The 12,699-nt window shown below is 68.3% G+C and carries 12 protein-coding genes; 2 read left to right on the plus strand and 10 right to left on the minus strand.

Going from position 1 to position 12,699, the window contains the following annotated elements:
* From POF73_RS28695 to POF73_RS28720, 6 genes are all read right to left on the minus strand, one after another.
* Nucleotides 1-348: phosphoadenosine phosphosulfate reductase domain-containing protein (locus POF73_RS28695; RefSeq protein ID WP_272121202.1), on the minus strand; the 348-nt coding region annotated here is incomplete at its 3' end.
* Entirely contained in the window at nt 348-938 is a 591-nt protein-coding gene (gene cysC, locus POF73_RS28700; RefSeq protein WP_443049658.1) for an adenylyl-sulfate kinase, read from the minus strand. The genes POF73_RS28695 and cysC, both read right to left, overlap by 1 nt.
* A 63-nt stretch (nt 939-1,001) precedes the next feature.
* Entirely contained in the window at nt 1,002-1,979 is a 978-nt protein-coding gene (gene sbnA, locus POF73_RS28705) for a 2,3-diaminopropionate biosynthesis protein SbnA (protein ID WP_272121207.1), read from the minus strand.
* A gap of 76 nt (nt 1,980-2,055) precedes the next feature.
* Nucleotides 2,056-2,850, minus strand: coding sequence for a hypothetical protein (locus POF73_RS28710; RefSeq protein WP_272121209.1), 795 nt, complete (start codon nt 2,848-2,850; stop codon nt 2,056-2,058).
* Between the two features lie 10 nt (nt 2,851-2,860).
* On the minus strand, nt 2,861-4,135 hold the full coding sequence (locus POF73_RS28715; RefSeq protein ID WP_272121211.1) for a DUF1015 family protein: 1,275 nt from the start codon (nt 4,133-4,135) through the stop codon (nt 2,861-2,863).
* Between the two features lie 262 nt (nt 4,136-4,397).
* Nucleotides 4,398-5,615, minus strand: a complete 1,218-nt coding sequence (locus POF73_RS28720) for an ATP-grasp domain-containing protein (RefSeq protein WP_272121213.1) — start codon at nt 5,613-5,615, stop codon at nt 4,398-4,400.
* A 301-nt stretch (nt 5,616-5,916) separates the two neighbouring features.
* On the opposite strand from POF73_RS28720, the gene dapA reads away from it, so the two are divergent.
* Nucleotides 5,917-6,801 carry a 4-hydroxy-tetrahydrodipicolinate synthase gene (dapA, locus tag POF73_RS28725; protein WP_272121215.1) on the plus strand — a complete coding sequence of 295 codons (885 nt, stop codon included), beginning with the start codon at nt 5,917-5,919 and terminating at the stop codon, nt 6,799-6,801.
* Between the two features lie 359 nt (nt 6,802-7,160).
* Here the strand turns inward: dapA and POF73_RS28730 are convergent, their stop codons facing one another.
* From POF73_RS28730 to POF73_RS28740, 3 genes are all read right to left on the minus strand, one after another.
* Entirely contained in the window at nt 7,161-8,075 is a 915-nt protein-coding gene (locus POF73_RS28730) for a DMT family transporter (protein ID WP_272121217.1), read from the minus strand.
* 64 nt (nt 8,076-8,139) lie between these two features.
* On the minus strand, nt 8,140-8,937 hold the full coding sequence (locus tag POF73_RS28735) for a 2OG-Fe dioxygenase family protein (protein WP_272121219.1): 798 nt from the start codon (nt 8,935-8,937) through the stop codon (nt 8,140-8,142).
* A gap of 511 nt (nt 8,938-9,448) precedes the next feature.
* Nucleotides 9,449-10,339 (minus strand): LuxR C-terminal-related transcriptional regulator, encoded by an 891-nt coding sequence (locus tag POF73_RS28740; RefSeq protein ID WP_272121221.1) that lies wholly within the window; start codon nt 10,337-10,339, stop codon nt 9,449-9,451.
* A 366-nt stretch (nt 10,340-10,705) separates the two neighbouring features.
* On the opposite strand from POF73_RS28740, the gene POF73_RS28745 reads away from it, so the two are divergent.
* Nucleotides 10,706-11,929, plus strand: a complete 1,224-nt coding sequence (locus POF73_RS28745; RefSeq protein WP_272121223.1) for a GNAT family N-acetyltransferase — start codon at nt 10,706-10,708, stop codon at nt 11,927-11,929.
* 220 nt (nt 11,930-12,149) lie between these two features.
* Here the strand turns inward: POF73_RS28745 and POF73_RS28750 are convergent, their stop codons facing one another.
* Nucleotides 12,150-12,626 carry a tautomerase family protein gene (locus tag POF73_RS28750; protein ID WP_272121225.1) on the minus strand — a complete coding sequence of 159 codons (477 nt, stop codon included), beginning with the start codon at nt 12,624-12,626 and terminating at the stop codon, nt 12,150-12,152.
* Between the last annotated feature and the right edge of the window lie 73 nt (nt 12,627-12,699).

Genomic DNA, 12,699 nt, shown 5'->3' on the forward strand with positions numbered 1-12,699 from the left:
GGCACGTTCGCGCAGCACACCCCGGTCGATGTAGTCCTGTACGGAGGCCACATGGAGCCGCAGCCCATGTGCGGCCACCACACGGTCGCGGTACTCGATGACCTCGGGGAAGTTGTGTCCCGTGTCCACATGCAGCAGCGAGAAGGGAACCGGCGCCGGGGCGAACGCCTTCAACGCCAGATGCAGCATGACGATGGAGTCCTTGCCGCCGGAGAACAGGATCACCGGCCGCTCGAACTCGCCCGCCACCTCACGGAAGATGTGCACCGCCTCCGACTCCAGCGCGCCCAGGTGACCGGACCGGTGCAGGGTGTCGCGTATACCGCCGGGCGCCACCGTGGTGGCCATCAGACGAGGCCCCTCGCGGTCAGGAGGTCGATGACCGACGACACCGACTCGTCCACGGTCAGCGACTGGGTGTCGAGCCGGAGATCGGGGGCGGTCGGCGGCTCGTACGGGTCGTCGACCCCGGTCAGGCCCGTCAGCTCGCCCGCGGCCTGCTTGGCGTACAGGCCCTTCACATCGCGTACGGAGCACACGTCGACCGGAGTGGCCACGTGCACCTCCAGGTACGGCGTGCCGGTCGCCTCGTGGCGACTGCGGACCGCCTCGCGGCTGTCGGCGTAGGGCGCGATGACCGGGACGAGGACGAGCACGCCGTTGCGGGCGAGCAGGTCGGCGACGTAGCCGACGCGCTGCACGTTGGTGTGCCGGTCCGCGCGGCTGAAGCCGAGGCCCGCGGACAGGAACGTACGTATCTCGTCGCCGTCGAGCACCTCCACGAGGCGGCCACGGGCCCGCAGTCTTCCGGCGGTGGCGGAGGCGATGGTGGTCTTGCCGGCGCTCGGGAGTCCGGTGAGCCAGACGGTGGCACCGTAGGGAGGGAGTTGTGAGGCGGCGGACGGTGCCGCGGTGACATCGAGGCGCTGGGTGGGCACGTTCACTGGGTCTCTCCGTCGTGGGTGAGGTTTCGGCTGCCGTGCGAAGGCGCGGCAGGAGGCCTAGAGCGGAAGTTCCGAGGGGTCTGCGGCGTGCAGGCCCGCAAGCGGACCGAAGGTCTCGATCACCCATGCGTCGTTGTAGAGGGTGTCGACATAGCGATCGGCGAGGTCGGGGGCGATGGCCACCGCGACGGCGTCTCCTCCCTCGGGGAGGCGGTTGCGTGCGGCGCTGACCACGGTTCCGGTGGAGCCTCCGAACAGATAGCCGTGGCGGGCCAGTTCACGGCATGTGGTGACCGTGTCCGCCTCGTCCACGAGGATGACCTCGTCCACGAGGCTCCCGTCGAGGATCTCCGGCCGCCTGCTGGTGCCCAGACCCGGGATGTACCGCGGCGTCGGTAAGCCGCCGAACGTCACGGAGCCGACGCTGTCGACCGCCACGATGCGTACGTCGGGCCGGTGTTCCCTGAAGTAGCGGGCGCAGCCCATCAGGGTGCCCGTTGTGCCCGCGCCGACGAACAGATAGTCCAGGTCGGGGTGGTACTTGTCGATGGCGGGGGCCGTGAGTTCGTAGTGGGCCTGCCAGTTGTACGGGCTGGCGTACTGGTTCAGCCAGACGACGGCGGGGTTCTGCCGGCAGAGTTCCTGGACGTAGCTGATGCGGGATCCGAGGTATCCGCCGCCGGCGTCGGGTTTGGTGATCAGGACGACGCGTGCGCCGACGGCCTCGATCAGGGCCCGGGTGGTGGCGTTCGACCTCGGGTCCGTGACACAGACGAACTGGTAGCCCCGGCTGGCCGCCACCACGGCCAGGGCGACCCCCAGGTTCCCCGACGAGGACTCCACGAGGACGGAACCCGGTCTCAGCCGGCCCTCGCGCTCGGCGGCCTCCACCATGGAGGTCGCGGCCTTGAGCTTGACGGAACCCGCGAAGTTGAATCCCTCGCACTTGAGCAGGAGTTGCCGGTCGAGGATCGGCTGCAGATTCACGTAGAGGTCGTCGATGAACAACTCGTCCGGGGACTGAATCGTGGGCATGCTGCGCTCAACCGCCTGTGACTCTCGGGGGACATCGTTCGGCTGTCTCGACTCGCATGGTGCGAACCGCTCCTCGTCAGGACCGCGGGGCGATCCGCTTGGGGTCGTCGAGCAGGTGCTGGTACAGGTCCACGGCCCAGCGAACGTGCGCTCGAAGGCCGCCGTCCTCGGGGAACTCCGTGAGCTCGGGGACGGTCTCCATGGGCGGTTCGATGCCCTTGCTGTTCAGCACGCGGGTGAAGAAGTGGTCGACACCTGTGGTGCGGTGGTTGCTCAGCGCCATGTCCGGGCGCGGCTCCCAGGTGAGCTGAGCGGGGTCGAAGTCGAGGCCGAGGCGTGCGCTGACCTGGCTCATCACGGAGGCCGGCTGGGAGCGGAAGTCGAAGGCGTCGACCAGGACGTAGTCGATGCCGTTGTCCCGGCAGTGCGTGATGTGCCGGTCGAGCGCCTGCCAGCCCGTCTCGGCCAGGGGGAACTCCAGCGAGCTTCCCGCCCTGCGCTTGACCTCCCGCCGTGAGCTGATCGTCAGTCGCGGATCGCGGATCAGGAAGACGGGCACGGAGGTGGCCACCGCGAGGAGTTCCCCGATGCGCTCGCCGACCTGAAAGGCGATCTCCTTGATCAGCAGCGAGTTCCCGCTCTTCGCGCCGACCACGGCCGACAGGTCGACGGCGTCGCGCACGGACTCCCAGGCGTGTTCCGGGCCGTATCCCTCGAAGTAGCCGGCCTCGAAGGGCTCGTGGGCGTAGTAGCCGACGGCGGGGTTGTTCCAGAGGACCCGGGCGAAGGCCGTCGAAGCGGTGCGGGGAGGCGCCACGACGACATGGACGGCTTCATGCTTGGCGGTCAGTTCGGGGGAAGGGTGGGACATCGTTCCTCCTTCATCGGTTCCGGCTCAGGACTCGTGTGCACCCGCATGACCAGGCCGAGGGGCGGCTTGAGCGGGAAGTACGTCGACTTTCTGGGAAGTCGACGTCCCGCGAGTGCGGCGCGGCGGATGTCGGCTTCGTCAGGTGGATTGAGCAGTACGGCGACCCGCCCGCCCGGCCCGCTTCGGCCGCCGCGTACGCGGCGGAGTCGATGGCTTCGGCGTGCGGCGCGCCGGTGCCGCCGATCCGGGGCAGGAGGTGACGGGCCGCCAGCTCGGCATCGGTGAGGTCCGGTTCGGGCGGTGTCGGCCCGAGGTGGGTGAGGCAGTGGCGTTCGCCGTCGCTCAGCAGCGCGATCCGGCGGTCCCGGTGGGCGGCCAGCCGGGTGAGGGCGGCCGCGAGCGTGCCCTCGCAGATCTCGTACGGGTGCGCCGGACCGAGCCGGTCCAGGGCGGTGGGCAGGGGGACGTCGCGGACCACGTGGTGGATGGCGCGCGGTGTCATCGAGTGCTGCTCGGTGTCGACGACGAGTGCCAGGACGTGGTCCCAGAATCCGGCGGGCCGGTCGTGCGGTCGTGCCTCCCCGCTGAGCCGGGTGTGCGCCGCGAAGCGGTGGTGTCCGTCGGCTATCACGGCCTGGCTGACGGCCAGTTCGCGTTGGACGGCCGTGATCTCCTGCTCGGCGGTGACCGCCCACAGCCGGTGTACGGTGCCGTGGCCGGTGACCGCCTCAAGTAAGGGGGGCCGCTCGGTGGCGGTGCCGATGACGGACGCCACGGTGCCGGTGCCCCGGTACCACAGCAGCAGGGGTTCGACGTCGGCCCGGAGGCCGGCGAGCATGGTGGTGAGGCGGTCGACGACATCCGCCGCGACGTCCTCGTGCGGGGCCACTCCGCCGGTCGGGTGCCGATCGCCGCGCAGTGCGCCGATCAGTCCGCGCAGCACGGCGCCGGAGGGCTCACGCTGCTCGTACGCGTAGAGCGCGGGGCGGGTATCGGCCCTCAGTACGCCGCGGGGCAGCCATGCGCGCAGCAGGCGCCCGGAGTCGTCGTGGTCGAAGCCCTCGTGAGGCAGGACCAGACGTAGAACGTGGTGTGGGGGAAGTCCGGCGAAGGCGTCGGACTCTCGTCGGGCCGCCTCCCCCGCCTCCGTGGACGAGGCGATGAACGCGGATGCCGCGCCGGGGCGTCCCGCGTTGTAGAAGACGCCTGCGAACGGCTCTAATCGAAGTCCGGTGTGCTTACTGTGGTCCGCCTGACGATGCACAGGGGTTCGGCTGTGGGGCATGGACACTTTCGGAGCAGGAGTGGGCCGAACGCGAACCGCAAGGTTTACGGCCGCGATGACTGTCCGTGGGAAGTTCTGCTGTTGGCGCCACTTCCCACGGCGATGCTGCCATCGCCCACAGGGGGAAGAGCAGTCCCGCGAGCGATCATCAATCGGTAGGGCCTAATCAGGAAGGCAGCAGGAACCACCGCGAGTCACAGAATTCGAATATCCGGGATCATCCGGACATGACGCTGAATTCCGTGGCACCGGAGCCGTGTGATCAGGAATCTTCCGGCACGATCTCGATCTTGTACGCCTCGACGACGCGCCGCATCGCGGCCTCGGCCTCCTCCGGACTGTCGCCACGGACGTAGACAACAGCGCTGGCGGACGCGGAGTTCAGGTGGGCCGGGACGACATCGCCCTTTCTCCGGAGCATGTCGACCCGGACGACCGACGGCAGCGCGGCCAGTTCCTCCTCCGACGTCTGCTCGACGATCCGCCCGGGTGACACGGGGAGGTGGCAGTGGGCCAGCACGCCTTCCTCGGCCTTCAGCTCCAGCTTCGGGCTGAGCCCCAGCGACACCTCCAGGCAGGCGCGCCAGAGGTCGACGCCGGTGTGCATGCGGATGCACTCGGGGAAGGACCCGCCCGCGGGCCGGCAGGCGATCTCACCCGCGAGCAAGCCGTCGGGCATCTCGAAGAACTCCATGTGTGTGACGCCGGAATCCAGCCCGAGACTGCTCACCGCCTGCGCGTGCATGTCCGTCATGCGCTGACGCGTGGGGTCGTCGGGCGGCAGGATGCACGAGCCCAGGAAGCTGTCGCGAGCGAGGACGGGCGAGGAGTAGCGCGAGCCGACCGAGAAGAGGACCTGGCCGTTCTCGACCACGGCGTCGAAGTGGTACTCGGCGCTCATCCGCACGAACCGCTCGGCGAGCAGTGGTACGGGCAGTGCGCGCAGGCGTTCGGCGGCGGGCGTCCGGCAGAACTCCTCGAAGTGTTCGGGCCCGTCGATGACGCTCACGTTGATGGAGCCGCCCCCGATCACGGGCTTGATGACGACGGGCCAGCCCAGCCGGTCGGCGGCCTCGGGAACCTGATGGAGCCCGGCCGCGAGGCGGAAGTCGGTGACGGGCAGCCCGCCGGCCGCGAGGCGCTGCTTCATCACGTACTTGTTGGAGAAGTTGTTGGCCACGTCGAGGCCGGTACCGGGCAGCCCGAAGTACGAGCGGAGGTAGCCCGCCGCCGACTGGCCGAGCTCGAACGGGGCGAAGATACGGTCGATACGGCGCTCGCGCAGGATTTCGAGCACCTTCGCCCGCATCACCTCCAGGTTCTGCACGCTCTCCACGAGATGGACGTCCACATCGGGGCCGTACTGCTGTACGTGACCCGGCTCGGTGATCACCGTGAGGCGGCCGAGCTCCTCGGCGTTGTGGATACGCTCCGGCAGTACGTTCTTCATGACGTGCAACAACAGGACGTTCGCGTCCAAGATCATCTCCTGGTGGTGATGTGCGGGCCCTCCGCCGCCGTACAGGACGCACGAAGGCGTGGAGGAACGGCGGGGCCAGTCTTGCCCTTGACCCCGGACCCGGCCAGGAAGGTCAGGGATCAGGTTTCTGCCCGACACGGATAGGCCGCCGGAACAAGAGGGACGATCCCCATCGAATGGCGTCTTGTACGTCCCCCCGCGCACCCCCGGTTGGATACGCTCGCACCATCAACAGCCGTTCCTACGGGGGTCGTTGATCTACTTCTCGTTGTTCCCGGAACCAGATGCTGGAGGCTGACGGGTGAACAAGCTGGAAGGCGTATATCTCCCCCTCGTGACACCGTTCCACGACGGCGCCGTCGACCTGGAGTCGCTGCAGCGTCTGGTGGGGCACTACAAGGGCCTGGGGCTGGCCGGCTTCGTCCTGCTCGGAACGACCGGCGAGAGTCCGACGATCGAGCCCGGCGAGCAGAAGTCGCTCGTCGCCGCGGTACTCGACGCGGTGGCCGGGGAATTACCGGTCTACGTCGGTGTCGGCGGCAACTCCACCAAGCACGTCGCGAGCGGCATCGCGTCGTACGAGTCCATGGACGTGGACGGCTATCTGGTCGTCACGCCGTACTACAACCGGCCGCCCGCGGACGGTCTGGTCGAGCACTTCCGGGCCGTGGCCGACCAGACCGGGCGGACGATCATCGCCTACAACGTGCCGTATCGCACCGGCGTCAATCTCTCCAACGACACGGTCCTCGAACTGGCCGCCTGCGTGCCCAACATCCGGGCCGTGAAGGACGCCACGGGAAACGTCCTGCAGAGCCTCGATCTGCTGCACCGGGCCCCGGACGAACTCGCCGTGCTCACCGGCGAGGACCCGCTGTACTTCACGAGCCTGGCCAACGGCGCCGCGGGCGGCATCCTCGCCTCGGCCCATCTGGCGACGACGACGTTCGTCGAGGTCACGGAGGCCCTCGCCAACGAGCGTCTGGAGAAGGCGCGTTCGTCCTGGCGTGGCATCAGTCCCATGATCCCGACCCTGTTCAGCGAGTCGAACCCGATGCCGCTGAAGTACTGCCTCTGGCGTCTCGGCCTGATCCGCTCCGCCGAGTGCCGGCTGCCGCTGACCCGCGTCTCGGAGCAGCTCGCGGGCCGGCTGGACGACCTCGTGGGACGGCTGTCCGCCCAGTAGGTCCCGCGTGGCGCGGCCGCACTCCGGCCGGTACGGCCGGTACGTGCACGAGCGGTTCACGGTCGACGACGGCGCCTGGGAAGCCTGACCGGCTTGCCCCGCCGAACAGGTCGGCGGGGCAAGCCGCTTCCGTGACTCCTCGAACCGGCTACGCCGGGTCCGTCGCAGCGTTGAGGTGTTCTCGGAACTCGCTCGGTAACAGGGCACCGAGCAAACCCCACCCGGTGTCCTCGTCACTCACGGACGGCATGGAGGGGCACACCGCGCGAGCGGGAGAGAGGGAAACGGTCGAAGCGGGACATCGAACAGACATCGTGCCTCTTGTCTTTCTCGGGTCGGTTCAGGAACGGAATTGCGAATCAATGGCTCTGCCGATTGGCGACCAGTCCGGCGCCGACCAGCGAGACCAGCCCGCCGATCACTCCGAGCGTGCTCGGGAGTTTGTCGACCCAGAGCACGGACATCACGATCGTCATGGCGGGAAGTGCGTAGAGCGACGAAGTCGTCGCGGTGACGCTGAGGTGGGCCAGCGCCATGTTCCAGAGCAGATAGGCGACCGCGCCCGGAAAGACGCCCAGATACACCAGGAGAAGAATGCTGCTGAGGGACGCGGAGGACAGGGAGGACAGGGCCTGTCCGGCGTACGGCAGCAGCATGACGGTTCCGGCGACGGTCACCCACGCGTTGAGGGCGTGCGGGCTGTAGCGCTCCAACAGCGGTTTGGAGAGCACGAAGTACAGGCACTCGCCGACCGTGGCGGCCAGCACGTACAGCGAACCGGTGTTGACCTGTACGCCGGTCTGGTCGGCGAACAGCATCAGCACCACGCCGGCCGCTCCGATGGCCACGCCCAGCCAACCGCGTCCCGTGACGCGCTCCCTCAGGAGCAGGAACGCCAGCAGGATGCTGAAGACCGGAGCCTGGCCGGCGATGAAGCTGGCCGTGCCGGGAGTGACCGACTGCTCGCCGTAGTTGACACCGAGGCTGTAGACCACGACGACCATGAGGGCACTGACCAGGATGGGCCACACGTCCCGGCGGGCGGGCGCCTCCAGCGGCTCCCGCCGCCTGCGGCTGTACGCCAGCCACATCAGTACGGCGACCACAGAGGAAACCGTGTAGCGCACGAGTGAGATGGCACCCGGTGTGAAGTCCGCGAGCGCGGAACTGATCCCGACAAAGGCGGAAGCCCACAGGGCGAGTGCGCCCAGCAGAGCCAGCCAGACCGTGAGCGGCGCTGATCGTGCCGGGGCCACGGTTTCCTCTACGACCATCGATGATTCCTGTCGTCGGACCGGTGTGCGGCCGTCCGCGGAGGGCCGCACACCGGAGGTACAGCTAGATGTGGGGGATGTAGGGGGTGAAGTCGATCAGCAGGATCGAGCGCTCCCCGGGGCGTGGCGCGGATCCCCCGCACACCGGGCTCACGTAGTGGCTGACCTTCTCGTCGTAGACCGCGTAGGAGTCCAGCGGGTTCTCCAGGGTGAACTCGGCTTGGCGGAGGTCCGCGGAGATCTCCTCCGGTTTCATCCCGGCGCAGCGCGGGGGCGCGATGACATTCGTGCCGCCGACGACGTTGTCACGGTTGATCAGGTGGGCGAAGGTGAAGCGTTCGCCGTCCTGGTGGAGGAAGTCCGGGGAGGGCACGGCCCGTTCGCCCTCGCCGTCGACGCGCAGGGTCAGGAAGTGGACACCGATGTGCACCGGGCCGTCCCGGAGCTCATCCAGCCACAGGGCCTGCTCGGCGTCGAACAGGACGATCTGGCGCAGGAGTTCGTTGTTCCGGGCTTCCTCCGGGATCGCCGGGAACCGGCGGCGCGCACCCGGGAACTCCGGGTTGAAGTCCCCCTGGAAATACTCGGTCGCCGGGCCTAACTCGGCGTCCTCGACGGTCGGCAGCCAGGTGAGGTTTCCGCTCCACGGCACGTACACCGCCCGGCCGTAGCGGCGGTACCTGTTCGTGTTCGGACCGTAGGGGTCGCTCGGCATACCCACGAACTGTCCCTGCAGTTCCTTGAGGAGCCGGTCGGTGTCGAATCCGTCGACCCTCGTCAGGAAGTCCTCGGCGGCGTACCGTGCGAACCCCGCCTCGCTGAGCTCGGTGGTCGTTCCCGTGCCCAGTGTTTCCACGCTCATGCTTTTCCCATCTATATGGCCCAACTGGTGGCGACACTTGTTCCGCTCCGCACGGCCCGACGCGGTGCAGCGACTGCAGCCGATACCTGGAGCGGCGCCAAATGGCCGGCGATGTCGAACGGCCGCCTCGTGAGCAGGCCGGAATCAGCCTTCAGGGATCCCCCGTTTCACATGGTCGCGCCCCGGCACTCGCCGGGGCGCAATCTGCAACTGGATGCTACGCACAGGTTTCTACAACAGGCAACATCCTTCCGGGCGCCGGACGCCCTTAATCAGCCACGCGTCGATACACCGGGTATCTATTCAGCGGCCAACCTCCGGTAACAGTTCCATCCTCTTTACCCCCGTCCTGAACCTGACCCCAGTCGGGGGTATGCACCCGGCGACAGATTCGAAATCATGTCTTTCACCGTTCACCGCGGTCGGTACGGCTCCGGCATTTGGCAGAAGGTGAGCGAGCACACATAAAAGGCATTGCGAACCACGCGGAAGAGTGTGCGGCCTCCGGAATTCAGCTCTGCGGGATCGGATCGGCCTCGCCGTCCGGTTCGACGTGCGTGGTGAGCAAGTCGGACGAGGCCAGCAGATAGCCCAGATGGGTCCGGTTGCGAGCGCCGAGATGTTTCATCAGCTTGGCGATGTGGCCCCGGCAGTTACGCTCGCTGATCCCGAGGCGCCGCGCGATGGCCGCATCCTTCTCCTCGTGCAACAGCAGTCGGGCGATGGCCCGTTGGATGGCCGAAACGATCCCGTCCTCGGTACGGCTCTCGTAGGCCGAACTGAACGGCACGGCGGTCAGCCAGACCCGGTCGAACGCCCCGGCGAGGAACTCCACCACCGCCGGGTTCCTGATCATGACCGCGGCCTCCTGGTCGTCCGGATCCGGAATGAAAGCCACGGCACGGTCGAAGACGATCAGCCGCTCGAAGAACTCGGCCAGGGTGCGGACCTCTCCACCGAGGGCGGTGACTTTCTCCACGTAGGCCTGGGTCGGGGCGCTGAAGCGCGCCGGGTGCTGGTAGAGGGTGCGCATACGGACGCCGCGCCTGAGCATCGCGACATCCCTCGGCAGCGCCTCCTCCAGGACCTCCGGTTGCCGCGGCCCTCTGGGCTGGGCGGTCGCGAGGCTCTCCCGGCAGTCGGTCGCGGCGGCGGTCAGCAGCGCGTTGATCTCACGCAGTCCCGAGATCCGGCGCAACTCGCCACCATGCTCGCTGCTCTTGCCGAGGGCCTCCTGGACCTGCCGCAGCTGCGCCAGCCCGGCCCGGACGTCGCCCAGCTTCCCCTGGATCGCCCGGGCTTCCTGTTCCAGGGCGGCGAGGGACAGGGAGCTGTCCGAGCGCTGCGGGCCCACCCAGGGCATTAGTCGGGTCTCCGATTGATGAGCTTCGTTCGATGACATCCGCATTTCTCCCCCATTCACGATCGTGCTGTGCACGTATATGACTCCCCAAACTCCTATGTCCGACGCCTCAACAGCGGCAACCTGACACCGGCGAACCGGGAATCCGGGCACTCGGGCCATACGCATGCCCGACCGTGGAATCATCGCACGGGGACTCGCACGCATCCGGCTGCCGCTAACACCTCGACCATCCGAACCTCAAGAGTGTGTGTCAGCCATTTTCGCCTACATCTTCCTTCGCATCGGATTTCGGCCACCACTCGGAAATCGAATACCGTGACCCCATAAGGTGGACCGGGCTTCCCGAGCGGCAGCGAGAGGACCTGGACAGACAACCGGACAGGCGAGGAGCACTGCCCAGCGATGACCGTGGATGTTCTGCACAGCGTGAGCGAGATTCCCGCCGACGCCTGGGACGCTATGGCCCAAGAGCTCGATATCGACGCGGACCGGGGCTATCTGCGTTTCCGGGAATATCTGGAATCCGGCCAGAGCGTGATGGTGACCGCGCGAGAGTCCGGCACTTTGCGCGGGGCCCTCCACGGCGCCCTCACCACTCCCCGCACCGGACTGGCCAGTCACCCCTGGAAGTTCATCGGTTCGGAGGCCGTACTACGGCTCGCAGAGGACGACCCGGATGCCGAGCAGGCGCGCCGTACCCAGCGGGATCTCGCCGGCGCGCAGCAGCCGGCGTCGGCAACGGACGCGGAACCGCTCTGGCAGATACTCGACCGGCGGTTCGGTTCCTGCTACGTGATCAGGGGCTTCGACAACAGCCAGGTGATCCTGGAGCCGGGGCTGGACGCCGTCACGGCCGAGCGGGTGACGGGGCGGCTGATCCAGGAGGCGCAGTCGGCGGCACTGGACCACGGGGCGGGAGCCGTGGTCTTCCCGTTCGTACGGCCGGGCGACCGGATGCTGCGCGGCGTGCTGGCCGAACAGGGCTTCCACGGTGGGGTGACGACCGCGGCCTCCGCCTTCCGCCTGGACGGCTGCTCCACCTACGACCAGTATCTGGAAGCGCTGCCGAGCCGACGCCGGCGCCGGTACCGCCAGGAGGAACGGCAACTCCTCGCCTCCGGTCTGTCGACCGGCGAGATCGACCTCGTCCCGAACGCCGGGCGGATCGCCGAACTGGAGGCACAGACGCTGGCCAGACACGGCGGCCGCCCCGACCCGGAGGCGATCCGCCGGGCCCGCACCGTGCTGGCGGAGGCACTGCCGGCGGCGGTCCGGGTGCCCGCCGTGCACCGGGACGACCTGCTCATCGCCTGTGCGCTGCATCTGTTGGGGCGGCGCAGCAGCCTGTTCATGGCGTACGGCTGCGACTACGACGTGGCGGACCGCGGTCCGTCGTATCCCTGGGCCTGCTTCTACCACCCCATCCGCATGGCCGTGGAGCACGGGGCCGGGACGGTGCGGCTCGGGCTGGAGGGGTTCGAGGCCAAGACCCAGCGCGGAGCCGTGGTGGAGGCACGGGAGATGTGGATCTGGGTTCCGGACTCGGGGACAGGCAAGCAACCGGGCACCCTGCTCGATTTCCTCGACGCCAGGAACACGGCGTATCTGCGCCGCTATACGGGTTGAGGGAGCATCTGCGTGCCGCAGGGCGTCAGGCGGTCGGCGCCCGCATCGACCGCCGAGGACCTCGGGGACGGACGCGCCGGAAATGACGCCCGCCGTGGCCGGCCCCGCGCGGCCCGCGGCCGGGAACCGGCCTGCGCGGGCGCGACCACGAGCGGCGGGTTCGCGTCATGGGCGCGTGAGCCACACCGGCGTTCACGGACCGAGCTCGGCGCCTCGGCCTTCAGGCGCCCAGCGCGGCACGGACGGCCTTGACCCGCTCCTCCGTGAACACCCCGCTCTCCAGCAACGGCAGGATCGACAGCACGCCGCCCGAGGAGCCCCAGCTGCCCTCGTCGATCACCCGGAAGTTGACCCACCAGGCCGGCGCCGGCTTCTCCAGCCCGCACGCTGCCGCCAGTGCGGCCAGGACGCGTTCGATGACCTCGGCGCGCACCTCCGGCTGCCAGGCGGCGTCCATGACGGCGAGGTCGATCACCATCACGTCGAGCTCCGGGTCCACGTCCGCCAGCAGCCGACCGCCGATGGCCATCATGTCCCGCTCACGCTCGACGAAGTGCACCTGGAACCCGGCCCGGGCCGCCGGGGCGGGCTGACCCACCTCGGGCACCAGCACCGCATCCGTCAGGGTCTCGGCCAGCTCACGACGCTGTTCCAGGCTCAGGCGCCCCTTGGGGGCGTTCACAGTGATGATCGTCACGACACGCTCCTATGACAGTTGTTATAGGAGGCAGACTACACACTTCTATAACGACCGTCATATCGAGCTGGAG

It is taken from the genome of Streptomyces sp. HD, assembly GCF_028369295.1.
In the GTDB taxonomy this organism is placed as follows: Bacteria; Actinomycetota; Actinomycetes; order Streptomycetales; family Streptomycetaceae; genus Streptomyces.